Here is a 24,363-nt window from a genome sequence, read left to right as displayed (position 1 = left end):
GTGGGTTTCAGAGTGTTTGTTGGGGTGAGCTTCGTGTTTGCCCTGCTGGTGAGTTTGCTGGTGCATTTGCCCGCAAGCTGGTTATGGCAGTTTGTACCGAATACACCGGGGTTGGTTGTCTCCGGGATCAGCGGGACGCCCTGGAAGGGCAGTGCATCGCAAATTCGCTGGCAGCAGTGGGTGTTGGGAGAGGCTGAATGGACAATGTTTCCCTGGAAGCTGCTGACAGGCGATGCGGCTTTTAAGGTGAGCATGGGCAGGGGCAGTGAGCTGGGATACCGTGGCGATGGTACTCTTGGCATTAATTTTGATGGCCCGTACGCAAAAGGTGTTGTGCTGACGATGTCAGCGCAACAGGTGGTGCAGTCTGTGCGCTTACCGATACCGTTAACCTTGGGCGGCAGTTTTACACTGACGCTGAATGATTACCGATTTGCCTCGCCTTATTGTCAGGCACTGGATGGTGTACTGACCTGGAATGGTGCTTTGGTCGGCACGCCGATGGGTGAAATCGACTTGGGGCCGGTGAATGCTGAACTAAGCTGTAACGACGGGCAGTTGGCGGCCACCTCTCACCAGAAATCAAATCAGGTCGAAAGCGATTGGCAGGCTAGCTTGAGCCAGAATCAAACCTACAGTCTCAATGGCTGGTTTACGCCCGGGGCAGAGCTGCCCGCTAATTTACGGGATCAGCTTAAGTGGTTGGGGAGTCCGGATGCCAGCGGCCGTTATCCGGTTCGGTATTCCGGTCGCCTGTAATTTTAGGGTGACAGCGTTCATCAAAGCTGAAAGTGGTCTAGCGGGTTTGGGGAATGTGGCTTTTTTACTTTATTTTCTGACAGCCTTGCCATTTAATACCCGGTAGACCAAGTTACAAGGAAACAGCATGGCGGCAGAAAGCAAAAAACCAACCATTCTGGCGACTGAGGTTGTGGCCCAGTCACGCCTGTTCAAGATTGAATCTTTGGATCTTCGCTTCAGTAACGGGGTGACACGGACCTATGAACGCATGAAGCCCAGCGGGCGCCATGCGGTGATGGTGGTCCCGGTTACGGCAGAAGGCGACCTGCTACTGGTTCGTGAATATTCGGCTGGTACTGACCGCTATGAGCTGGGCTTTCCAAAAGGACTGATCGATCATGGTGAAGCGGCCGAGCAGGCTGCGAACCGTGAAATGAAAGAAGAAATCGGCTTCGGTGCCAATATTTTGGTCCCCATGAAAGAAGTCGTGCTGGCACCGTCCTATTTTTCCAGCCGGATGACGCTGTTTCTGGCCCAGGACTTGTATCCTGAACGGCTGGAAGGTGATGAACCCGAACCGCTGGAGGTGGTGCGCTGGCCATTGGCGCAGGCTGAGGAACTGCTCAGTCATCTGGACTTTGCGGAAGCCAGAAGCATCACCGCCTTATTTTTGGCATTGAAGTACTTATCCTAGCGCAGGAGTGTGAGATGGAACTATCGAGCCTTATTCCATCCGTGATTGAAATTGCCCGGGCATCGGGACAGGTAATACTGGATATTTACCAGCGTGGCCAGTTTGAGAAGCAGGTCAAGCATGATAATACTCCGGTCACCAGTGCAGATCTGGCGGCCCATAAACTAGTGCTGGAGCGTTTGAGTGAACTGACTCCGGACATTCCCGTCTTGTCGGAAGAAGATGCTGCCATTCCTTTTGCAGAGCGGAGTCAGTGGCAGCGCTACTGGCTGGTGGACCCGCTGGACGGTACTCAGGAATTTATTGCCGGCAGCGGAGATTTCGCAACTATTATCGCGCTGGTGGAAGACAATCAGCCGGTGATGGGGGTGGTCTATGCACCGGTCTCCGGCGTTGTGTATTACGCGTATCGGAATCAGGGAGCCTGGAAGATCACGCCGGAAGGTGAAACGGTCCGGATTTCCACTCATAAACATGAAGGTCCGACACGCTCGATTGCTGTGGCAATCAGCCGGCGTCAGGATATACGTGTGATCACCAATCGATTGGATCCGGCGCTGAACTATGATTTGGTACCGCTGGGCTCGGCGGCACTGAAATCCTGTCTGGTGGCCGAAGGTGCGGTGGATTGTTATCTGCGACTGGGGCCGACCGGGGAGTGGGACACTGCTGCGACGCAATGCATTGTCGAAGAAGCAGGCGGTCGAATCCTCAACACACATCTGACGCCGTTGTCTTACAACGAGCGGCATACGCTGGAAAATCCGAACTTTATTACTCTGGGCGATGAGAGTCTGCCCTGGTCTGAGATTCTGACGCCGGATAACCGGATGATGGAAGCCAGTTAACTAAACACTGAAACGGCCCGAGCGGGCCGTTTCTTTTTTGTGTTATTGCTCGCGTTCGAAAATCCGGTCACAGGTATGGATTAGTTGCTCGGCCAGGGTCCGGCTGAGCGCAGAAAGTTTGCTTTGTGCATGCAGGGTCACCTCCATATCCGGTACCGGCGGCAGTCCGTCCTGTTCGTCCAAGATCCGGTGCTGAGCGGTCACCAGACGCCGGGGTAAGAGTGAAATCCCCAGTCCGGCTTCGACAGCGCAGCAAACACCGGACAGGCTGGTACTGACATAAGCCAGCCGCCAACTGCGACCCAGACTGTCAAACGTATGGGCCATCTCGTTCCGGTACAGCCCGCCAATCGGGAATGAGACCAGCGGGACAGGGTGCCGTTCGAGGTTGTTGCTGTGCAGCGCGTCGATCCAGCATAGCGGTTCGGGCCAGTGACTCAGGCCGGGCTGGCTGCCCGGGCGTTGTTTGACCAGCGCCAGATCTAGCTCACTGTTCTGAAACTCTCGCCAGATATCACTGCACATCCCGCTTTTCACTTCCAGCCGGATGCCCGGATACGCACTGGAAAAGGCATGCAGGGTCGGCATGATGGCATGGGTAGCAAAATCTTCCGGAACGCCCAGACGGATTTTTTGCTGTTCAGCACTGAGGCTGGTCTGCGCGACGGCTTCATTCATCAGCTGCAGGATGCGGCGGGCATAGCTGAGCACCCGCTCTCCTTCCAATGTTGCTGTAACATAGCGGCCTTTTCGGTGCAGCAGTTCACACCCCAGCTGTGATTCGAGTTTACGGACTTGCTGACTGACCGTCGATTGTGTGAGGTGGGTACTCTCGGCAGCACGGGTAAAGCTGCCGCTGTCGATGACGGCGACGAAGCTGCGGAGCAATACCGGATCTAATGTCTTGTTGAGGTTCATGATTTTTCCAGTGGAAAATCCACTAACTGGCATTTATTTATTTAATTTATAAATCAAACAGCCATGCTCTACAATCATAAGTCTCCAGTATCGAAACAGCAGTCTCATCCAGATCCTGCTTGATCTATCGGCGCAGTCACACTGCTATACATGAAAGGATATCTGTCATGGCTCGTAATACTTATTATGCCCCTCAGGGCGGTCTGCCGCCCCAAACTCAAATTCTGTCGGACCGCGCGGTGTTTACCGAAGCGTATGCCATCATTCCCAAGGGCGTGATGAGCGATATCGTGACCAGTTTTCTGCCGTTCTGGGAAGACACTCGGCTCTGGGTGATTGCCCGGCCGATGACAGGTTTTGCGGAAACCTTCTCTCATTACATCATGGAAGTGTCACCGCAGGGCGGCAGTGATAAACCTGAACTGGATGCCGGTGCAGAAGGCGTGCTGTTTATCGTCGAAGGGGAGATGACCCTGACCCTGGAAGGGGAAGAGCATCATATGACCACCGGAGGTTATGCTTATCTGCCGCCTTCGGCACAATGGCGTCTGAAAAATCACAGCGATGCACCGGTGCGGTTCCACTGGATCCGGAAGGCTTACCAGTTTGTAGATGGCATTGCGGTGCCGGATGCATTCGTGACCAATGAAAACGACATCGAACCGACTGCCATGCCGGATACCGGTGATGTCTGGGCGACCACCCGGTTTGCTGATCCGACAGATATGCGTCATGACATGCATGTCAACATTGTGACTTTTCAGCCCGGCGGGATCATTCCTTTCGATGAAACCCATGTCATGGAGCATGGCCTGTATGTGCTCGAAGGTAAGGCGGTTTATCACCTGAATCAGGACTGGGTCGAAGTGGAAGCCGGTGACTATATGTGGTTACGGGCTTTCTGCCCGCAGGCATGTTATGCCGGTGGTCCGGGTCGTTTCCGCTATCTGCTGTACAAAGATGTGAACCGTCACATGTTGCTGAATCCGTCATCAGCGTATCGCGGTAACCGGCTGTAACTGACTCCGGGCATGCAAAAACGGCGCACTTCACAGTGCGCCGTTATGTTTATGGGGTGTATCGTTCCGCAGAGCAAACTACGGAACGGTGCTTTCAAAACAGGCGGTTCAGCCCGTTCAGTGCTGCGACTCGGTAGGCTTCAGCCATGGTCGGATAGTTGAAGGTGGTATTGACGAAGTAGTCGATCGTGTTGCCGCCGTTCTTCTGCTCCATGATGGCCTGGCCGATGTGGATGATTTCTGCCGCACGTTCGCCGAAGCAGTGGATCCCTAAGATTTCTTTGGTGTCGCGGTGGAACAGGATCTTCAGGCTGCCGACATCCATCCCTGCAATCTGGGCCCGTGCCAGGTGTTTGAACTGTGCTCGTCCTACTTCATACGGGACTTTTTCTGCCGTCAGCTGCTGCTCGGTTTTACCGACGGAACTGATTTCCGGAATGGTGTAAATGCCGGTCGGGATATGGTCAATCAGTTGTCCCTGTGCCTGACCGGTGGCAATGGCTTGGGCGACGAACCGGCCCTGATCATAGGCGGCACTGGCCAGACTCGGGTAACCAATGACATCGCCGACAGCATAAATGTTGTCGATTTCGGTGCAGTAATTCTGGTCGACGGACAGCTGGCCGCGGGAATCCGGTGTCAGTCCGACAGCATCCAGATTCAGGCGGTCGGTATTACCGGTCCGGCCGTTTGCATACAGCAGGCAGTCGGCTTTCATTTTCTTGCCGGACTCCAGATGCAGGACCACCCCGTCATCGGTTCCTTCAATTTTGCTGTAGGTCTCACCGTTGCGGATCAGGACCCCGTTGTTCCACAGGTGATAAGACAGTGAATCGGAGATCTCGTTGTCCAGAAATTCCAGCAGGCGCTGACGGGTGTTGATCAGGTCTACTTTGACGCCCAGCCCCCGGAAGATTGAGGCATACTCACTGCCGATGACACCGGCGCCATAGATAATGATATGGCGCGGATCATGCTGCAGGCGCAAAACGGAGTCGCTGTCGTAGATACGTGAGTGATTGAAATCAACGTTGTTCGGATGATATGGCCGTGAGCCGGTTGCGATCACGAACTTGTCAGCGGTGTAAGTCTCCTGGCTGCCGTCGTGATGACGGACCCGAAGTGTGTGGTTGTCTACAAAGCTGGCTTCGCCGGAGATAATCGGGCACTGATTGCGATCATAAAAACCCTGACGCATGCGGGTTTGTTTGCTGACAACATCTTGCGCATGACCAAGGATCCGGCTGAAGGTGCTGTGCAGCGGTGCGGAGTTTCTGCTGTACAGCGGGTTTTTGTTGAATTCAATAATCCGGCTGACCGCATGGCGTAAAGCTTTGGAAGGGATGGTTCCCCAGTGAGTACAGCCGCCGCCGACACTGCTTTCCCGCTCGACAATCGCCACATTGAAGCCAGCTTTGGTCAGGCCCATGGCGGCCCCTTCGCCCCCGGGTCCGCTGCCGATAATGATCACATCATAGTGTGAGGGAGTCGTAGGGTTTTGTTTGCTCATGGGCCGCCTTTATTATCCGATTGTTTCTGTGGTGCGGAGTGTAACGTTTTCCTGCACAAGGGAAAATCGCCTTGCCGCGATAGAGCGCGGAGGATCACGTTGTCGGTGATAGATTTCTCAAATATGTACCTGAATATCAGGAGATTGTGAGCCGACTGGGAAAACCGGAACTGTGATTTTGATTCCAGCTGAGTGGCTCGTTAGTATTCCCCCGGTCAAAAAGAGGAATGACGCTGAACAAGTTGCTGAAAGCGGGTATAGTGAAACACAAACTGGCAACCGAGAAGCAGTCAACCATGGGGATCAGGGCCCAACAGAAAGAGAAAACCCGGCGTTCACTGATTAACGCAGCATTTAACCAGCTCAGTGCCGAGCGGAGTTTTTCCAGTCTCAGCCTGCGCGAAGTCGCCCGCGAAGCGGGGATCGCGCCCACGTCTTTCTATCGTCACTTCAAAGATATGGATGAACTTGGACTAACATTGGTTGATGAGGGGGGCCTGCTGCTTCGCCAGTTGATGCGTCAGGCCCGGCAGCGTATTGCCGAGGAAGGCAGCGTCATCCGCACTTCTGTTGAAACCTTTATGGAATTTATTGAAAGCAGCCCGAACGTGTTCCGGCTGCTGTTACGGGAGCGTTCCGGCACGTCTCCGGCGTTTCGTGCGGCCGTTGCCCGAGAAATTCAGCACTTTGTGGCGGAACTCACGGAGTATCTGGAGGCCAAAGGAGGAAGCCGTCATGAAGATGCATTCACTCAGGCTGAAGCTTTGGTCACACTGGTATTCAGTTCCGGCGCCGATGCACTGGATCTCGATGCTCAGTCGCGGGCAGAGCATGCCGAGCGTTTGATTATGCAACTCCGGATGATTGCCAAGGGTGCTTACTGGTATCGTAAAGAGCGTGAGCGGAACACGCTGGCGCATAAACCTAAATAGAAAATGTTGGTGAAAATATGGACAAGCAACAAGTTAAAGCAGAACGCAAGACCTTAATCCTGTCGCTGCTGGCGGGACTATGCGGTAATGCCACACTGGCTGTGTTTACCTCCAGTGCGGTCGCTTTCTCTATTTTTCCTGTCATTGCTTTTATCATGACAGTGTATTGCCTGTATCAGGATTACCTGACACGTCCAATGTCGGAAGGGACGCCGCAGATTGCCTTTGCACTGTTTTTAGTCGGTGCCTTTGGGTATTCCGCATTCCTGCGTGCTCAGACACCGGACATGGGCTCCAACTTCCTGCCGCTGATGATCTGTCTGGCGTTGCTGCTGTGGGTGGCCTACCGGATGGGTATCATGAAGCCAAAAGCAAAAACGCAGGAAGACGCGTAAGCTTGTCGATTTCACGTAAAAAGGCGCCTGAGGGCGCCTTTTTTGTATCGGAATGATTGCTTTCCGGACGTGCGGTTATCTGCGCTCCAGCATCACACCGGCTTCCATGTGGTGGGTATACGGAAACTGGTCAAACAGTGCAAAGCGGGTGATCCGGTGAGTCGTACTCAGAATCTCCAGATTGGCTTTCAGGGTGTCCGGGTTACAGGAGATGTAGACGATGCGCTCGTAGCCCTGAACCATACGGCAAGTATCGTCATCCATGCCGGACCGTGGCGGATCGACAAAAATGGTGTTGCAATGGTAGCTTTTCAGATCAATGTTGTTGTCTTTCAGGCGGCGAAACTCGCGCTGACCTTCCATGGCCTGTGTAAACTCTTCAGCGGACATCCGGATGATCTGTACGTTATCAATCTGGTTCGCCGCAATGTTGTACTGAGCTGAGTCCACAGACGGTTTCGCCAGCTCGGTTGCCAGAACGCGTTCAAAGTTCTGCGCCAGAGCCAGCGAGAAATTACCGTTACCGCAATACAGCTCCAGCAGATCGCCTTCGCTGTCCTGCGTACAGTCGACTGCCCACTCAAGCATTTTCTGTGCGACTTCACCATTTGGCTGAGTGAAACTGTTCTCGACCTGCTGATAGGTGAGGGTGCGATCATTGACTTTCAGTTTTTCAACTACGTAGTCCTGATCCAGTACGATTTTTTGTTTGCGTGCACGACCGATCAAATTGAGGTTGAAGCCTTCATCATTCAGGCGCTGCTTCAGAATTTTGGCTTCTTTGAGCCACTGATCGTCCAACTGACGGTGATACAGCAGGGAGACCAGCACCTCGCCGCTTAAGGTTGACAGAAAGTCGACCTGAAACAGTTTATGACGCAAGGCGCGGTTTGGTTTCATGGCGTCCATCAGCAGCGGCATCAGGTCGTTGATCAGACGGCTGGCCGCCGGGAACTGATCGACACGGTATTTCTCGCGGGTTTCCTGATTGAACATGATGTAATACAGGTCTTCCCCTTCGTGCCAGACGCGAAATTCCGCGCGCATGCGGTAATGCTGTGCAGGCGAAGCAAACACTTCCAACTCCGGGGTGTCTACGTCAGCAAACAGCGCTTGCATGCGCTCGGCTTTCTCGTCCAGCTGTGCCTGGTAGGTATCGGGGTTGATTGGGGTTGCTGCCATGGTGTTGCCTCAAAACTGCTCAAAATAAGAGCGGAGATTTTATTGCATTGTTGACTGATGTCCAGTGCAAGGGCGGAGAAAAATGTTGGCGGTGTAGATTTGTCATGAGTAATAGCAAACTAAACTAGACAATCGGAACAGTGAAAACTAGCATTTTGTTGCGCTGGTTTGCCTGCAGAGCAGGTGGGGGAATACGGTGAGAATCCGTAACTGACGCGCAGCGGTAAGAGAGAACGAAGACACAGGGCTGGAAGCCAGACACTGTTTCCTCTGGTGTGCGCAATGCATGCTGAACGAAATGGGAAGTCGTTGTCCTAGGCGGTTGTTCAACCGTGCTCTCAAGTCCGAAGACCGACCAGCGCCGAAGGCAGTACGGAGACTGCCAGATTTCAACGCGATTTAAGGTATCCAAAATAATGAAAAAAACGCTTTTAGCAGTGGCGTTGGCACCGTTGTGCCTGCAATCCTCTCTTGTTTCCGCCCAGAACACGACTGAAGAGACTATGGTGGTCATTGGACGCAGTGCCAATGTGAACTCTATAGATAATATCCCGGCGAATGTCAGCGTGATTACCCAGAATGATATCCAGGAATCAGGCGCACAAAACCTGTCTGCCTTATTGCGAGGTCGGGCTGGTATTCAGGTTTCTGACACAAACAGTGGCCCTGTACTTTCCCTCCGTGGTTTCAGTGGTGAGCAGGCTGCGAGTAATACGTTGATCCTGGTGGATGGCCGTAAACTGAACCGTAATGATCTCTCTTCACCTAATTTGAATGCGATCGCATTGAGTCAGGTTGAGAGAGTTGAAGTTTTATCTGGCAGTGCTGGTGTACTGTACGGTGATCAGGCTGTAGGCGGTGTGATTAATATCATCACTAAATCGCCTGATTCCACTGGTGGCAGTCTCGGTGCGACTGCAGGTAGTTTTGATACTTATGGGTATCGGGGGGATGTATCTGGCCGCATTAATGATGACTGGCATTATTACTTTGCTGGAAATCAGACGAACAGCGATAACTATCGTCAGCATAATGAAAGCAAGGATGGCTCTATCCTTGGTCGGATTCAATTCAATCAAGATGACAAGCGTTTTTTTGTTGAAACGAATTATTTAGACACGAATCGCGAATATGCTGGATCTTTAACTGAGGAACAATTTAGGGAAAATCCTAGACAAGCGAACGCTGCATTTCCTAATGATTATGCTCATGAAATATCAACGGTGTACCGTACTGGTTATCGTCAAGACTTGGTCGGTCCTTGGGCTATCAACACTGAGGTGAGCTATGACGATACTAAAAGCAGAGGTATCGCTTGGGGGGGGCGTACGAAAAAGAAAATGGATGACCTCTATGCTTCTGTACAGCTAGAGGCTGGTTTACTCACTAACAAAGGAGAGAGTAACGTCCTGATTGGTCTTGATTACTCCAACAGTAAGTTTGATTATCTGACTGGTTCCAGCGATCGTGATAATGATCAACAGACACTCAGCGTGTATGGCCAGGTTAACTACCCTGTTATGACAGATTTAATGGTGACGTTGGGAGGGCGGTATGCCGAAGTAGAAGATGATCTAAAAGACAAACAGGCATACCCTGATAGGCAATCTATTGATAACAGTGCTCACGCTGTAGAGTTGTCTGCAAACTACTTTCTCAATGATAAACAGCGTGTATATGCACGCTTCGATCAAAACTTTCGCTTTGCGAAGGTTGATGAACAAGCATATACCTCAGCAGGTGTGATTGGATTAAAACCACAAACCGGTGATTCAATTGAAGCTGGATGGTCATATTCTGATAGTTATTTTATTACGAGCGTCAGTGTTTACCGCTTAGTACTTGAAGATGAAATCGTTTTTGACAGTACAGCGTCTGCACCAAATGGTGGTCTGTTTCCTGGAGCAAACGTTAATGCGGATGCGACACGTCGGTATGGAGTAGACCTCAGTGGCACATATTATTTGACTGATTCAGCTTCAGTTGGCGCTGAGTACCATTATGTTGATGGCGAATTTACCAAGGGCGAGAATAAAGGCAAAAATATTTCTGGTGTAGCGCCGTATAGTGGGCGTGTTTTTGGCACCCTAACTATTGTGCGGGACTGGCAGCTATTTGCGGAGTCAGTGTATACGGGATCGCAATATCGGGATGGTGACAACGCCAACAGCCAGGACAAAGTTGATAGTTACTGGTTGATGAATGTTGCTGTGAACTACGCACTGAATAACTGGCAGGCAAGTTTACGGGTCGATAACTTGGCAGATGAAAGTTATCCAAGTTCTGTAAACACATGGGGAGCTTTTTACTCTGGCGATGGTCGTAAAGCGACGTTGTCTGTAGATTACCAATTCTAACCCTCAGCCGCCTTCGGGCGGCTTTTTCGTGAGATAAAGATGAAACCCAAGAAAGTGATTGTCAGTTGGTCCTCCGGTAAAGACTCGACCCTGACGCTGCTTCGCTTACTGGAAAACCCCGATTATGAGGTAGCAGGCTTGTTCACGACTTATGTCGGTGACGAAGTACCGTTTCAGGCGACCCCAATCGCTGTCGTTCGGGAGCAGGCGCGTCTCACTGGGCTGCCTTTGCTGGAAATTCCATTGCCGCAGGTTTTTCCTGCCAATGATGTTTACCAGTCGCTGGTGGTTGCGGCCATTCGAAACTGTGGATGGGAGATTGGCGCTGTCGCCTTTGGCGATATGTTCTGTAATGGCATTGAAGCTTATCGGCGGAGTTATATTGAGCCGGCTGGCTGGGAATGCGTGTTTCCTTTACTCGGTGAGGACAGCCATCAACTGGCGCTGGAAATTCTGGACAGGGGAATTCAAACCATACTGACAACAGTGGATACGCATCAGCTCAGTGGTGATTTTTGTGGACAACAGTTCGGATATCCATTGCTTGAACAGCTCTCTGAAGGTGTCGACCCATGCGGAGAAGACGGTGAGTTCCATACTCTGGTGGTGTCTGCCCCCTGTTTTCACGGGCAATTGAATATCAGTCCGTTGTTTGTAGAACGTGAGGAGCGCTTTCATTATCTCCGCTATCAGATCTCGGCCTCAGACTCACAGTAAACTGACGTTGCCGAGTTGGTTTTTACGATTCAGGCAGTATGATGAAGGCTTGAATTTTTCTCTGCCAGAATGACACGTGAAAACCATCCTTATTTTTGATTCCGGTGTGGGTGGCCTGTCGGTATATCAGGAGATATACCGGCAACTGCCTCACTATCAATATATCTATGCGTTTGATGACGCCGCTTTTCCTTATGGTGAGCTGGATGAATCCACTCTGATTGAACGCACACTGCACATCGTCAATACGTTGGTTGATAAACATCAGGCTGATCTAGTGGTGATTGCCTGCAATACGGCAAGTACGATTGTGTTGCCTCACCTGAGAGCCGCTTTAAGTCAGCCGGTGGTTGGGGTTGTTCCTGCCATTAAACCTGCTGCGCAGCTGAGTCAGAGTAAAGTTGTGGGCGTGTTAGCGACACCGGCCACCGTGAAGCGTCAGTACACTCAGTCATTGATTCAGGAATTTGCTGCAGACTGCGAAGTGCATTTACTGGGCACGACCAGGCTGGTGGAAATGGCTGAAATGAAGTTACGTGGCGGAAGGGTGGATCTGCCTGAACTGGCCGCTATCCTTCAGCCGTGGGAATCGACGGCAATAGATACCGTGGTGCTGGGGTGTACTCATTTCCCGCTGATGAAAGAAGAGATTGAGGCAGTATTCCCGCAGGCGCGTCATGTCATTGACTCCGGGAATGCAATTGCAAGCCGGGTGAAGTCACTTTTAGCTGAAGAGATTACACGCGGCGAAAAGGCGAAGGTGGAAAATCTGACTTATCACACCTGCGACAAGTCAGATCATAAGGCACTGAACGAAAGTTTACTGGCGATGCAGCTCAGCCAGGTCAGAAATCTGAACTATCCTCGTTCTTAGGCTCATTGGCTTCACGGACTTTGAGGGTACGTTGACCGAACTCTTTCTCATTCAGTTTATTGATAGCGAAGTCTGCATCTTTGCTATTCATGACGACAAAACCGAATCCGCGTCTTTTTCCTGTCCGTTTGTCTTTCATCAGGCGGACAGCGAACACCTCACCGTACTCCGCAAATAGCTCTTTGACATCCCCTTCATTCGCCCGGTAAGGCAGGTTACCAACGTAAAGTGTTTTGCTGCTTTGAGTGTCTTCTGTAGTTGTGCTGTCTTTTTGGTTGCTGCCCAGATAGAAGTTGGCAAAACCCGACAAGATGGCACCTAACGCAAAAGCAATCGCTGCGGTTAAAGAAATGAAGCTAAAAATGACAGCGCCAACCAGTGTTATCAGCGCGATGATCATTGTGTGTGAGTTAGAAAGTTTCATAGGCAAGCTACATTGTCATTGATTGAATAGTAAGAATGCGAACTCTTTTAACAAATTAATCACATTAATATTACGTGTATAAGTTTCTGATTACCAGAAAGTGAAAATAGCGTTCGTATAATGTTGACTTACGACGCATAATTTCACATTAGCTGAATTTATGACCGCTTAAACAATTTTTCTGAAGAAAAGGGTTGTCACGTGTCTTCAAGTCTCTATAATGCCGCCTCACCAACACGGGGTACGGAACAAAACGGCACTCTGGTTTGGATACAAGGCGGCACAAAGAAGCAAAATAAAAAATTGTTTGACTCTTTAAATTGATTCGTTAGAATGGCCGCCCTGTTCGAGGTTAACCCTTTGGGTTAACAGCGAAAGCTCTTTAACAATTTGACCATGCAATCTGTGTGGGCACTCGACAATGATACAGTCAAAAAGATTTTATCAGTGAACTGAGTGACCAAATCGAAAGTTCTTTTTAAGAGCTTCGGCACAGTCAATTTATCAGTAATCACTGAGCCGCTTTTCTTCGGAAAGGCAACAAAATTCTAATTGAAGAGTTTGATCATGGCTCAGATTGAACGCTGGCGGCAGGCCTAACACATGCAAGTCGAGCGGCAGCGACATGACTGAACCTTCGGGGGACGTTATGGGCGGCGAGCGGCGGACGGGTGAGTAATGCCTGGGAACATGCCTTAGTGTGGGGGATAACCATTGGAAACGATGGCTAATACCGCATAATCTCTACGGAGCAAAGCGGGGGACCTTCGGGCCTCGCGCGCTAAGATTGGCCCAGGTGGGATTAGCTAGTAGGTGGGGTAACGGCTCACCTAGGCGACGATCCCTAGCTGGTCTGAGAGGATGATCAGCCACACTGGAACTGAGACACGGTCCAGACTCCTACGGGAGGCAGCAGTGGGGAATATTGCACAATGGGGGAAACCCTGATGCAGCCATGCCGCGTGTGTGAAGAAGGCCTTCGGGTTGTAAAGCACTTTCAGCAGTGAGGAAGGGGTGAGTATTAACAGTGCTCATCTTTGACGTTAGCTGCAGAAGAAGCACCGGCTAACTCCGTGCCAGCAGCCGCGGTAATACGGAGGGTGCGAGCGTTAATCGGAATTACTGGGCGTAAAGCGCATGCAGGCGGCGTGTTAAGCCAGATGTGAAAGCCCGGGGCTCAACCTCGGAATCGCATTTGGAACTGGCATGCTAGAGTCTTGTAGAGGGGGGTAGAATTTCAGGTGTAGCGGTGAAATGCGTAGAGATCTGAAGGAATACCGGTGGCGAAGGCGGCCCCCTGGACAAAGACTGACGCTCAGATGCGAAAGCGTGGGGAGCAAACAGGATTAGATACCCTGGTAGTCCACGCCGTAAACGATGTCTACTTGGAGGTTGGTGTCTTGAACACTGGCTTTCGGAGCTAACGCGTTAAGTAGACCGCCTGGGGAGTACGGTCGCAAGATTAAAACTCAAATGAATTGACGGGGGCCCGCACAAGCGGTGGAGCATGTGGTTTAATTCGATGCAACGCGAAGAACCTTACCTACTCTTGACATCCAGAGAACTTAGCAGAGATGCTTTGGTGCCTTCGGGAACTCTGAGACAGGTGCTGCATGGCTGTCGTCAGCTCGTGTTGTGAAATGTTGGGTTAAGTCCCGCAACGAGCGCAACCCTTATCCTTGTTTGCCAGCACTTCGGGTGGGAACTCCAGGGAGACTGCCGGTGATAAACCGGAGGAAGGTGGGGACGACGTCAAGTCATCATGGCCCTTACGAGTAGGGCTACACACGTGCTACAATGGCGTATACAGAGGGCTGCCAACTAGCGATAGTGAGCGAATCCCACAAAGTACGTCGTAGTCCGGATTGGAGTCTGCAACTCGACTCCATGAAGTCGGAATCGCTAGTAATCGTGGATCAGAATGCCACGGTGAATACGTTCCCGGGCCTTGTACACACCGCCCGTCACACCATGGGAGTGGGCTGCACCAGAAGTAGATAGCTTAACCTTCGGGAGGGCGTTTACCACGGTGTGGTTCATGACTGGGGTGAAGTCGTAACAAGGTAGCCCTAGGGGAACCTGGGGCTGGATCACCTCCTTACCTAAAGACTGCGTTGTTATCGCAGTGTCCACACAGATTGCCTGGTCGAAATGTAGAGAGCCACTGGTGCTGCCCAACAGCATCAGTACGAATTAGAAGTCCCATTCGTCTAGAGGCCTAGGACACCGCCCTTTCACGGCGGTAACAGGGGTTCGACTCCCCTATGGGACGCCACGGGTCGTTAGCTCAGTTGGTAGAGCAGTTGACTTTTAATCAATTGGTCGCAGGTTCGAATCCTGCACGACCCACCATTCCTGCCACGGGAATGTAAAACATCCGTGGGCGATTAGCTCAGTTGGGAGAGCACCTCCCTTACAAGGAGGGGGTCACTGGTTCGAGCCCGGTATCGCCCACCATTCTTTCCTTCGGAAAGACACCCAGAACGACGGGGCTATAGCTCAGCTGGGAGAGCGCTTGCATGGCATGCAAGAGGTCGGCGGTTCGATCCCGCCTAGCTCCACCACTCTTTAAGGGTTTTCCCCGAGAATCTTTAGAAAGTGGTTATCTGTCGATAATTCACAATGCTCTTTAACAATCTGGAAAGCTGACTAGTAAATTCAATCTTTGAGATTGAATCAACTGTTTCGAAAGAAACAGAGTTCTCAAGCAAAACACATTCAAGTGTCTTGTATTTTTTGTCTTCACTTTTCAAAAGTGAAAGCAAAGTGAGTCCGGCGAAACAAATCAAACCTTGGTTGTTTGAACATACGAAACCTCTTGGGGTTGTATGGTTAAGTGACTAAGCGTACACGGTGGATGCCTGGGCAGTCAGAGGCGATGAAGGACGTACTAACTTGCGATAAGCGGTGATGAGGCAGTAAGAGCCACTTGAGTCACCGATTTCCGAATGGGGAAACCCAGCTGCATAAGCGGTTATCATCAGGTGAATACATAGCCTGGTGAGGCGAACCGGGGGAACTGAAACATCTAAGTACCCCGAGGAAGAGAAATCAACCGAGATTCCGGCAGTAGCGGCGAGCGAAACCGGATTAGCCCTTAAGCGTTTTTTGTGTCAGGTGAAGGCTCTGGAAAGTGCCGCGATACAGGGTGACAGCCCCGTAACCGACGATACCTTAAACGTGAAAACGAGTAGGACGGGACACGTGTTATCTTGTCTGAAGATGGGGGGACCATCCTCCAAGGCTAAATACTCCTGACTGACCGATAGTGAACCAGTACCGTGAGGGAAAGGCGAAAAGAACCCCTGTGAGGGGAGTGAAAAAGAACCTGAAACCGTGTACGTACAAGCAGTAGGAGCCCTTCGGGGTGACTGCGTACCTTTTGTATAATGGGTCAGCGACTTAATTTCAGTAGCAAGGTTAACCGTATAGGGGAGCCGTAGGGAAACCGAGTCTTAACTGGGCGTGCAGTTGCTGGGATTAGACCCGAAACCAGGTGATCTAGCCATGGGCAGGTTGAAGGTGAGGTAACACTTACTGGAGGACCGAACCGACTAATGTTGAAAAATTAGCGGATGACTTGTGGCTAGGGGTGAAAGGCCAATCAAACCTGGAGATAGCTGGTTCTCCCCGAAAGCTATTTAGGTAGCGCCTCGGACGAATACTACTGGGGGTAGAGCACTGTTAAGGCTAGGGGGTCATCCCGACTTACCAACCCTTTGCAAACTCCGAATACCAGTAAGTACTATCCGGGAGACACACGGCGGGTGCTAACGTCCGTCGTGGAGAGGGAAACAACCCAGACCGCCAGCTAAGGTCCCAAAGTATCACTAAGTGGGAAACGATGTGGGAAGGCTCAGACAGCCAGGATGTTGGCTTAGAAGCAGCCATCATTTAAAGAAAGCGTAATAGCTCACTGGTCGAGTCGGCCTGCGCGGAAGATTTAACGGGGCTAAGTGATACACCGAAGCTGCGGCAATGCGATTTATCGTATTGGGTAGGGGAGCGTTCTGTAAGCGGCTGAAGGTGTGCTGTAAGGCATGCTGGACGTATCAGAAGTGCGAATGCTGACATGAGTAACGACAAGGGGGGTGAAAAACCTCCCCGCCGGAAGACCAAGGGTTCCTGTCCAACGTTAATCGGGGCAGGGTAAGTCGACCCCTAAGGCGAGGCCGAAAGGCGTAGTCGATGGGAAACGGGTTAATATTCCCGTACTTCTTACTATTGCGATGGGGGGACGGAGAAGGCTAGGTGGGCCAGGCGACGGTTGTCCTGGTTCAAGGGTGTAGGCTGATGGTTTAGGCAAATCCGGACCATCTCAAGGCTGAGACCCGATGTCGAGTCACTACGGTGATGAAGTCATTGATGCCATGCTTCCGGGAAAAGCCTCTAAGCTTCAGATAGTAAGGAATCGTACCCCAAACCGACACAGGTGGTCGGGTAGAGAATACCAAGGCGCTTGAGAGAACTCGGGTGAAGGAACTAGGCAAAATGGTACCGTAACTTCGGGAGAAGGTACGCTGCCGGCGGTGAAGAGACTTGCTCTTGGAGCTGCTGGCAGTCGCAGATACCAGGTGGCTGCAACTGTTTATTAAAAACACAGCACTGTGCAAAATCGAAAGATGACGTATACGGTGTGACGCCTGCCCGGTGCCGGAAGGTTAATTGATGGGGTTATCTTCGGAGAAGCTCTTGATCGAAGCCCCGGTAAACGGCGGCCGTAACTATAACGGTCCTAAGGTAGCGAAATTCCTTGTCGGGTAAGTTCCGACCTGCACGAATGGCGTAATGATGGCCACGCTGTCTCCACCCGAGACTCAGTGAAATTGAAATCGCAGTGAAGATGCTGCGTACCCGCGGCTAGACGGAAAGACCCCGTGAACCTTTACTACAGCTTGGCACTGAACATTGACCCTACATGTGTAGGATAGGTGGGAGGCTTCGAAGCAGGTACGCCAGTATCTGTGGAGCCGTCCTTGAAATACCACCCTTGTAGTGTTGATGTTCTAACGTCGCCCCGTTATCCGGGGTGCGGACAGTGCCTGGTGGGTAGTTTGACTGGGGCGGTCTCCTCCCAAAGCGTAACGGAGGAGCACGAAGGTGGGCTAATCACGGTCGGACATCGTGAGGTTAGTGCAATGGCATAAGCCCGCTTAACTGCGAGAATGACGGTTCGAGCAGGTGCGAAAGCAGGTCATAGTGATCCGGTGGTTCTGAATGGAAGGGCCATCGCTCAACGGATAAAAGGTACTCCGGGGATAACAGGCTGATACCGCCCAAGAGTTCATATCGACGGCGGTGTTTGGCACCTCGATGTCGGCTCATCACATCCTGGGGCTGAAGTCGGTCCCAAGGGTATGGCTGTTCGCCATTTAAAGTGGTACGCGAGCTGGGTTTAGAACGTCGTGAGACAGTTCGGTCCCTATCTGCCGTGGGCGCTGGATGATTGAAGGGAGTTGCTCCTAGTACGAGAGGACCGGAGTGAACGAACCGCTGGTGTTCGGGTTGTGTCGCCAGACGCATTGCCCGGTAGCTAAGTTCGGAACAGATAACCGCTGAAAGCATCTAAGCGGGAAGCTGGCCCTGAGATGAGTCATCCCTGAGACTTTGAGTCTCCTGAAGGGCTGTTCGAGACTAGAACGTTGATAGGCAGGGTGTGTAAGCGTTGTGAGGCGCTCAGCTAACCTGTACTAATTGCCCGTGAGGCTTAACCATACAACACCCAAGGGGTTTTAAGTACGGACTCCATGAGCACTTGAATGATGTGCTGAGAACTTTAGTCAGATTTTTCCGAGATTGTTGAACAAATTTTGCCTGGCGACCATAGCGCTGTGGAACCACCTGATCCCATGCCGAACTCAGACGTGAAACGCAGCAGCGCCGATGGTAGTGTGGGGTCTCCCCATGTGAGAGTAGGACATCGCCAGGTGCTCTCTTCGAAAAGCCCGTCGCGGACGGGCTTTTTCTTCGCTCCGGAGTGAATGCTTCGTGAGCGGAGTCAACACAGAGTTTTTGCTTTTTGACCGGTCGCGGACCGGGACGAAAAAAGATGAAAATTTTGTCTTGACTTCAACGGAGGGAAGCGTAATATACGCGTCCTGACTTGCTGAAGCGAAACGCGCTAAAGCATTGAAAGTCAACGTTCTTTAACAATTTGACCATGCAATCTGTGTGGGCACTCGACAATGATACAGTCAAAAAGATTTTATCAGTGAACTGAGTGACCAAATCGAAAGTTCTTTTATGAACTTCGGCACAGTCAATTTATCAGTAATCACTGAGCCGCTTTTCTTCGGAAAGGCAACAAAATTCTAATTGAAGAGTTTGATCATGGCTCAGATTGAACGCTGGCGGCAGGCCTAACACATGCAAGTCGAGCGGCAGCGACATGACTGAACCTTCGGGGGACGTTATGGGCGGCGAGCGGCGGACGGGTGAGTAATGCCTGGGAACATGCCTTAGTGTGGGGGATAACCATTGGAAACGATGGCTAATACCGCATAATCTCTACGGAGCAAAGCGGGGGACCTTCGGGCCTCGCGCGCTAAGATTGGCCCAGGTGGGATTAGCTAGTAGGTGGGGTAACGGCTCACCTAGGCGACGATCCCTAGCTGGTCTGAGAGGATGATCAGCCACACTGGAACTGAGACACGGTCCAGACTCCTACGGGAGGCAGCAGTGGGGAATATTGCACAATGGGGGAAACCCTGATGCAGCCATGCCGCGTGTGTGAAGAAGGCCTTCGGGTTGTAAAGCACTTTCAGCAGTGAGGAAGGGGTGAGTATTAATAGTGCTCATCCTTGACGTTAGCTGCAGAAGAAGCACCGGCTAACTCCGTGCCAGCAGCCGCGGTAATACGGAGGGTGCGAGCGTTAATCGGAATTACTGGGCGTAAAGCGCATGCAGGCGGCGTGTTAAGCCAGATGTGAAAGCCCGGGGCTCAACCTCGGAATCGCATTTGGAACTGGCATGCTAGAGTCTTGTAGAGGGGGGTAGAATTTCAGGTGTAGCGGTGAAATGCGTAGAGATCTGAAGGAATACCGGTGGCGAAGGCGGCCCCCTGGACAAAGACTGACGCTCAGATGCGAAAGCGTGGGGAGCAAACAGGATTAGATACCCTGGTAGTCCACGCCGTAAACGATGTCTACTTGGAGGTTGGTGTCTTGAACACTGGCTTTCGGAGCTAACGCGTTAAGTAGACCGCCTGGGGAGTACGGTCGCAAGATTAAAACTCAAATGAATTGACGGGGGCCCGCACAAGCGGTGGAGCATGTGGTTTAATTCGATGCAACGCGAAGAACCTTACCTACTCTTGACATCCAGAGAACTTAGCAGAGATGCTTTGGTGCCTTCGGGAACTCTGAGACAGGTGCTGCATGGCTGTCGTCAGCTCGTGTTGTGAAATGTTGGGTTAAGTCCCGCAACGAGCGCAACCCTTATCCTTGTTTGCCAGCACTTCGGGTGGGAACTCCAGGGAGACTGCCGGTGATAAACCGGAGGAAGGTGGGGACGACGTCAAGTCATCATGGCCCTTACGAGTAGGGCTACACACGTGCTACAATGGCGTATACAGAGGGCTGCCAACTAGCGATAGTGAGCGAATCCCACAAAGTACGTCGTAGTCCGGATTGGAGTCTGCAACTCGACTCCATGAAGTCGGAATCGCTAGTAATCGTGGATCAGAATGCCACGGTGAATACGTTCCCGGGCCTTGTACACACCGCCCGTCACACCATGGGAGTGGGCTGCACCAGAAGTAGATAGCTTAACCTTCGGGAGGGCGTTTACCACGGTGTGGTTCATGACTGGGGTGAAGTCGTAACAAGGTAGCCCTAGGGGAACCTGGGGCTGGATCACCTCCTTACCTAAAGACTGCGTTGTTTCGCAGTGTCCACACAGATTGCCTGGTTAAAATGTAAAGAGCGCAAGAGAAGGGTCTGTAGCTCAGGTGGTTAGAGCGCACCCCTGATAAGGGTGAGGTCGGTGGTTCAAGTCCACTCAGACCCACCACTGTTTTCCCAAACACAGTGGTTGAACACTCTTGCAAAACTCGATGGGGCTATAGCTCAGCTGGGAGAGCGCCTGCCTTGCACGCAGGAGGTCAGCAGTTCGATCCTGCTTAGCTCCACCACTCTTTAAGGGTTTTCCCCGAGAATCTTTAGAAAGTGGTTATCTGTCGATAATTCACACTGCTCTTTAACAATCTGGAAAGCTGACTAGTAAATTCAATCTTTGAGATTGAATCAAACTGTTTCGAAAGAAACAGAGTTCTCAAGCAAAACACATTCAAGTGTCTTGTGTAAGAAGAGTCCGGCGAAACAAATCAAACCTTGGTTGTTTGAACATACGAAACCTCTTGGGGTTGTATGGTTAAGTGACTAAGCGTACACGGTGGATGCCTGGGCAGTCAGAGGCGATGAAGGACGTACTAACTTGCGATAAGCGGTGATGAGGCAGTAAGAGCCACTTGAGTCACCGATTTCCGAATGGGGAAACCCAGCCGCATAAGCGGTTATCATCAGGTGAATACATAGCCTGATGAGGCGAACCGGGGGAACTGAAACATCTAAGTACCCCGAGGAAGAGAAATCAACCGAGATTCCGGCAGTAGCGGCGAGCGAAACCGGATTAGCCCTTAAGCGTTTTTTGTGTCAGGTGAAGGCTCTGGAAAGTGCCGCGATACAGGGTGACAGCCCCGTAACCGACGATACCTTAAACGTGAAAACGAGTAGGACGGGACACGTGTTATCTTGTCTGAAGATGGGGGGACCATCCTCCAAGGCTAAATACTCCTGACTGACCGATAGTGAACCAGTACCGTGAGGGAAAGGCGAAAAGAACCCCTGTGAGGGGAGTGAAAAAGAACCTGAAACCGTGTACGTACAAGCAGTAGGAGCCCTTCGGGGTGACTGCGTACCTTTTGTATAATGGGTCAGCGACTTAATTTCAGTAGCAAGGTTAACCGTATAGGGGAGCCGTAGGGAAACCGAGTCTTAACTGGGCGTGCAGTTGCTGGGATTAGACCCGAAACCAGGTGATCTAGCCATGGGCAGGTTGAAGGTGAGGTAACACTTACTGGAGGACCGAACCGACTAATGTTGAAAAATTAGCGGATGACTTGTGGCTAGGGGTGAAAGGCCAATCAAACCTGGAGATAGCTGGTTCTCCCCGAAAGCTATTTAGGTAGCGCCTCGGACGAATACTACTGGGGGTAGAGCACTGTTAAGGCTAGGGGGTCATCCCGACTTACCAACCCTTTGCAAACTCCGAATACCAGTAAGTACTATCCGGGAGACACACGGCGGGTGCTAACGTCCGTCGTGGAGAGGGAAACAACCCAGACCGCCAGCTAAGGTCCCAAAGTATCACTAAGTGGGAAACGATGTGGGAAGGCTCAGACAGCCAGGATGTTGGCTTAGAAGCAGCCATCATTTAAAGAAAGCGTAATAGCTCACTGGTCGAGTCGGCCTGCGCGGAAGATTTAACGGGGCTAAGTGATACACCGAAGCTGCGGCAATGCGATTTATCGTATTGGGTAGGGGAGCGTTCTGTAAGCGGCTGAAGGTGTGCTGTAAGGCATGCTGGACGTATCAGAAGTGCGAATGCTGACATGAGTAACGACAAGGGGGGTGAAAAACCTCCCCGCCGGAAGACCAAGGGTTCCTGTCCAACGTTAATCGGGGCAGGGTAAGTCGACCCCTAAGGCGAGGCCGAAAGGCGTAGTCGATGGGAAACGGGTTAATATTCCCGTACTTCTTACTATTGCGATGGGGGGACGGAGAAGGCTAGGTGGGCCAGGCGACGGTTGTCCTGGTTCAAGGGTGTAGGCTGATGGTTTAGGCAAATCCGGACCATCTCAAGGCTGAGACCCGATGTCGAGTCACTACGGTGATGAAGTCATTGATGCCATGCTTCCGGGAAAAGCCTCTAAGCTTCAGATAGTAAGGAATCGTACCCCAAACCGACACAGGTGGTCGGGTAGAGAATACCAAGGCGCTTGAGAGAACTCGGGTGAAGGAACTAGGCAAAATGGTACCGTAACTTCGGGAGAAGGTACGCTGCCGGCGGTGAAGAGACTTGCTCTTGGAGCTGCTGGCAGTCGCAGATACCAGGTGGCTGCAACTGTTTATTAAAAACACAGCACTGTGCAAAATCGAAAGATGACGTATACGGTGTGACGCCTGCCCGGTGCCGGAAGGTTAATTGATGGGGTTATCTTCGGAGAAGCTCTTGATCGAAGCCCCGGTAAACGGCGGCCGTAACTATAACGGTCCTAAGGTAGCGAAATTCCTTGTCGGGTAAGTTCCGACCTGCACGAATGGCGTAATGATGGCCACGCTGTCTCCACCCGAGACTCAGTGAAATTGAAATCGCAGTGAAGATGCTGCGTACCCGCGGCTAGACGGAAAGACCCCGTGAACCTTTACTACAGCTTGGCACTGAACATTGACCCTACATGTGTAGGATAGGTGGGAGGCTTCGAAGCAGGTACGCCAGTATCTGTGGAGCCGTCCTTGAAATACCACCCTTGTAGTGTTGATGTTCTAACGTCGCCCCGTTATCCGGGGTGCGGACAGTGCCTGGTGGGTAGTTTGACTGGGGCGGTCTCCTCCCAAAGCGTAACGGAGGAGCACGAAGGTGGGCTAATCACGGTCGGACATCGTGAGGTTAGTGCAATGGCATAAGCCCGCTTAACTGCGAGAATGACGGTTCGAGCAGGTGCGAAAGCAGGTCATAGTGATCCGGTGGTTCTGAATGGAAGGGCCATCGCTCAACGGATAAAAGGTACTCCGGGGATAACAGGCTGATACCGCCCAAGAGTTCATATCGACGGCGGTGTTTGGCACCTCGATGTCGGCTCATCACATCCTGGGGCTGAAGTCGGTCCCAAGGGTATGGCTGTTCGCCATTTAAAGTGGTACGCGAGCTGGGTTTAGAACGTCGTGAGACAGTTCGGTCCCTATCTGCCGTGGGCGCTGGATGATTGAAGGGAGTTGCTCCTAGTACGAGAGGACCGGAGTGAACGAACCGCTGGTGTTCGGGTTGTGTCGCCAGACGCATTGCCCGGTAGCTAAGTTCGGAACAGATAACCGCTGAAAGCATCTAAGCGGGAAGCTGGCCCTGAGATGAGTCATCCCTGAGACTTTGAGTCTCCTGAAGGGCTGTTCGAGACTAGAACGTTGATAGGCAGGGTGTGTAAGCGTTGTGAGGCGCTCAGCTAACCTGTACTAATTGCCCGTGAGGCTTAACCATACAACACCCAAGGGGTTTTAAGTACGGACTCCATGAGCACTTGAATGATGTGCTGAGAACTTTAGTCAGATTTTTCCGAGATTGTTGAACAAATTTTGCCTGGCGACCATAGCGCTGTGGAACCACCTGATCCCATGCCGAACTCAGACGTGAAACGCAGCAGCGCCGATGGTAGTGTGGGGTCTCCCCATGTGAGAGTAGGACATCGCCAGGTGCTCTCTTCGAAAAGCCCGTCGCGGACGGGCTTTTTCTTCGCTCCGGAGTGAATGCTTCGTGAGCGGAGTCAACACAGAGTTTTTGCTTTTTGACCGGTCGCGGACCGGGACGAAAAAAGATGAAAATTTTGTCTTGACTTCAACGGAGGGAAGCGTAATATACGCGTCCTGACTTGCTGAAGCGAAACGCGCTAAAGCATTGAAAGTCAACGTTCTTTAACAATTTGACCATGCAATCTGTGTGGGCACTCGACAATGATACAGTCAAAAAGATTTTATCAGTG

General features: G+C 51.7%; 13 protein-coding genes, 6 tRNA genes, 6 rRNA genes and 1 riboswitch. Of the genes, 21 read left to right on the top strand and 4 right to left on the bottom strand.

Features of this window, described 5'->3' with window-relative positions; translation table 11 throughout:
• From L4174_RS15775 to cysQ, 3 genes are all read left to right on the top strand, one after another.
• The gene (locus L4174_RS15775; protein WP_248144686.1) at positions 1–759 is read left to right on the top strand and encodes a type II secretion system protein N; all 759 of its coding nucleotides are present in this window, start codon (positions 1–3) and stop codon (positions 757–759) included.
• 127 nt (positions 760–886) lie between these two features.
• Complete coding sequence (gene nudE, locus L4174_RS15770) at positions 887–1,435, top strand: ADP compounds hydrolase NudE (protein ID WP_248144687.1); 549 nt, start codon at positions 887–889, stop codon at positions 1,433–1,435.
• A 14-nt stretch (positions 1,436–1,449) separates the two neighbouring features.
• Positions 1,450–2,283: a 3'(2'),5'-bisphosphate nucleotidase CysQ gene (gene cysQ, locus L4174_RS15765; RefSeq protein ID WP_248144688.1), complete on the top strand. Its 834-nt coding sequence runs from the start codon at positions 1,450–1,452 to the stop codon at positions 2,281–2,283.
• A gap of 42 nt (positions 2,284–2,325) precedes the next feature.
• Here the strand turns inward: cysQ and L4174_RS15760 are convergent, their stop codons facing one another.
• Positions 2,326–3,201 (bottom strand): LysR substrate-binding domain-containing protein, encoded by an 876-nt coding sequence (locus L4174_RS15760; RefSeq protein WP_248144689.1) that lies wholly within the window; start codon positions 3,199–3,201, stop codon positions 2,326–2,328.
• A gap of 167 nt (positions 3,202–3,368) precedes the next feature.
• On the opposite strand from L4174_RS15760, the gene L4174_RS15755 reads away from it, so the two are divergent.
• Positions 3,369–4,220, top strand: coding sequence for a bifunctional allantoicase/(S)-ureidoglycine aminohydrolase (locus tag L4174_RS15755; RefSeq protein ID WP_248144690.1), 852 nt, complete (start codon positions 3,369–3,371; stop codon positions 4,218–4,220).
• 94 nt (positions 4,221–4,314) lie between these two features.
• Here the strand turns inward: L4174_RS15755 and sthA are convergent, their stop codons facing one another.
• Positions 4,315–5,730, bottom strand: coding sequence for a Si-specific NAD(P)(+) transhydrogenase (gene sthA, locus L4174_RS15750; protein ID WP_248144691.1), 1,416 nt, complete (start codon positions 5,728–5,730; stop codon positions 4,315–4,317).
• 296 nt (positions 5,731–6,026) lie between these two features.
• On the opposite strand from sthA, the gene fabR reads away from it, so the two are divergent.
• Together fabR and L4174_RS15740 are read left to right on the top strand one after the other, a co-directional pair.
• Entirely contained in the window at positions 6,027–6,662 is a 636-nt protein-coding gene (gene fabR, locus L4174_RS15745; protein WP_248144702.1) for an HTH-type transcriptional repressor FabR, read from the top strand.
• A gap of 17 nt (positions 6,663–6,679) precedes the next feature.
• Positions 6,680–7,057, top strand: a complete 378-nt coding sequence (locus tag L4174_RS15740) for a YijD family membrane protein (protein WP_248144692.1) — start codon at positions 6,680–6,682, stop codon at positions 7,055–7,057.
• A 75-nt stretch (positions 7,058–7,132) separates the two neighbouring features.
• Here the strand turns inward: L4174_RS15740 and trmA are convergent, their stop codons facing one another.
• Positions 7,133–8,239: a tRNA (uridine(54)-C5)-methyltransferase TrmA gene (gene trmA / locus L4174_RS15735; RefSeq protein ID WP_248144693.1), complete on the bottom strand. Its 1,107-nt coding sequence runs from the start codon at positions 8,237–8,239 to the stop codon at positions 7,133–7,135.
• 147 nt (positions 8,240–8,386) lie between these two features.
• Positions 8,387–8,614: riboswitch (cobalamin riboswitch) on the top strand.
• Positions 8,615–8,655: 41 nt separating this feature from the next.
• On the opposite strand from trmA, the gene L4174_RS15730 reads away from it, so the two are divergent.
• From L4174_RS15730 to murI, 3 genes are all read left to right on the top strand, one after another.
• Positions 8,656–10,596 (top strand): TonB-dependent receptor, encoded by a 1,941-nt coding sequence (locus L4174_RS15730; protein ID WP_248144694.1) that lies wholly within the window; start codon positions 8,656–8,658, stop codon positions 10,594–10,596.
• Positions 10,597–10,635: 39 nt separating this feature from the next.
• Complete coding sequence (locus L4174_RS15725; RefSeq protein WP_248144695.1) at positions 10,636–11,313, top strand: adenine nucleotide alpha hydrolase; 678 nt, start codon at positions 10,636–10,638, stop codon at positions 11,311–11,313.
• A 76-nt stretch (positions 11,314–11,389) separates the two neighbouring features.
• Complete coding sequence (gene murI / locus L4174_RS15720) at positions 11,390–12,187, top strand: glutamate racemase (RefSeq protein WP_248144696.1); 798 nt, start codon at positions 11,390–11,392, stop codon at positions 12,185–12,187.
• Here the strand turns inward: murI and L4174_RS15715 are convergent.
• Positions 12,159–12,611, bottom strand: coding sequence for an RNA-binding protein (locus L4174_RS15715; RefSeq protein WP_248144697.1), 453 nt, complete (start codon positions 12,609–12,611; stop codon positions 12,159–12,161). The genes murI and L4174_RS15715 overlap by 29 nt on opposite strands.
• 549 nt (positions 12,612–13,160) lie before the next feature.
• Here L4174_RS15715 and L4174_RS15710 point away from each other — a divergent pair.
• The 12 genes from L4174_RS15710 to rrf (L4174_RS15655) all read left to right on the top strand — a co-directional run bounded on the left by L4174_RS15710 (position 13,161) and on the right by rrf (L4174_RS15655) (position 24,078).
• Positions 13,161–14,712 (top strand): 16S ribosomal RNA (locus tag L4174_RS15710).
• A 98-nt stretch (positions 14,713–14,810) separates the two neighbouring features.
• Positions 14,811–14,886, top strand: a tRNA-Glu gene (locus L4174_RS15705).
• A 1-nt stretch (position 14,887) separates the two neighbouring features.
• Positions 14,888–14,963 (top strand) — tRNA-Lys (locus L4174_RS15700).
• A 29-nt stretch (positions 14,964–14,992) separates the two neighbouring features.
• Positions 14,993–15,068: transfer RNA gene (locus L4174_RS15695), tRNA-Val, on the top strand.
• Between the two features lie 31 nt (positions 15,069–15,099).
• A tRNA-Ala gene (locus L4174_RS15690) sits at positions 15,100–15,175 on the top strand.
• Positions 15,176–15,441: 266 nt separating this feature from the next.
• Positions 15,442–18,326 (top strand): 23S ribosomal RNA (locus L4174_RS15685).
• A gap of 98 nt (positions 18,327–18,424) precedes the next feature.
• Positions 18,425–18,540 (top strand): 5S ribosomal RNA (rrf, locus tag L4174_RS15680).
• 383 nt (positions 18,541–18,923) lie between these two features.
• Positions 18,924–20,475: ribosomal RNA gene (locus L4174_RS15675) — 16S ribosomal RNA — on the top strand.
• A gap of 69 nt (positions 20,476–20,544) precedes the next feature.
• Positions 20,545–20,621, top strand: a tRNA-Ile gene (locus L4174_RS15670).
• 45 nt (positions 20,622–20,666) lie between these two features.
• A tRNA-Ala gene (locus L4174_RS15665) sits at positions 20,667–20,742 on the top strand.
• A 237-nt stretch (positions 20,743–20,979) separates the two neighbouring features.
• A 23S ribosomal RNA gene (locus L4174_RS15660) occupies positions 20,980–23,864 on the top strand.
• 98 nt (positions 23,865–23,962) lie between these two features.
• Positions 23,963–24,078, top strand: a 5S ribosomal RNA gene (gene rrf, locus L4174_RS15655).
• The 16S, 23S and 5S rRNA genes sit together here with 6 tRNA genes alongside, the layout of an rRNA operon.
• Positions 24,079–24,363: the final 285 nt, after the last annotated feature.

Source organism: Photobacterium sp. CCB-ST2H9, from assembly GCF_023151555.2.
In the GTDB taxonomy this organism is placed as follows: Bacteria; Pseudomonadota; Gammaproteobacteria; order Enterobacterales; family Vibrionaceae; genus Photobacterium.
This window is presented reverse-complemented; position numbering and strand designations above follow the sequence as displayed.

Bases quoted from the DNA above. Each gene is read 5' to 3' on its own strand.
- nudE (WP_248144687.1), top strand. From the start codon at position 887: ATGGCGGCAGAAAGCAAAAAACCAACCATTCTGGCGACTGAGGTTGTG.
- cysQ (WP_248144688.1), top strand. From the start codon at position 1,450: ATGGAACTATCGAGCCTTATTCCATCCGTGATTGAAATTGCCCGGGCA.
- L4174_RS15760 (WP_248144689.1), bottom strand. From the start codon at position 3,201: ATGAACCTCAACAAGACATTAGATCCGGTATTGCTCCGCAGCTTCGTC.
- L4174_RS15755 (WP_248144690.1), top strand. From the start codon at position 3,369: ATGGCTCGTAATACTTATTATGCCCCTCAGGGCGGTCTGCCGCCCCAA.
- sthA (WP_248144691.1), bottom strand. From the start codon at position 5,730: ATGAGCAAACAAAACCCTACGACTCCCTCACACTATGATGTGATCATT.
- fabR (WP_248144702.1), top strand. From the start codon at position 6,027: ATGGGGATCAGGGCCCAACAGAAAGAGAAAACCCGGCGTTCACTGATT.
- L4174_RS15740 (WP_248144692.1), top strand. From the start codon at position 6,680: ATGGACAAGCAACAAGTTAAAGCAGAACGCAAGACCTTAATCCTGTCG.
- trmA (WP_248144693.1), bottom strand. From the start codon at position 8,239: ATGGCAGCAACCCCAATCAACCCCGATACCTACCAGGCACAGCTGGAC.
- L4174_RS15730 (WP_248144694.1), top strand. From the start codon at position 8,656: ATGAAAAAAACGCTTTTAGCAGTGGCGTTGGCACCGTTGTGCCTGCAA.
- L4174_RS15725 (WP_248144695.1), top strand. From the start codon at position 10,636: ATGAAACCCAAGAAAGTGATTGTCAGTTGGTCCTCCGGTAAAGACTCG.
- L4174_RS15715 (WP_248144697.1), bottom strand. From the start codon at position 12,611: ATGAAACTTTCTAACTCACACACAATGATCATCGCGCTGATAACACTG.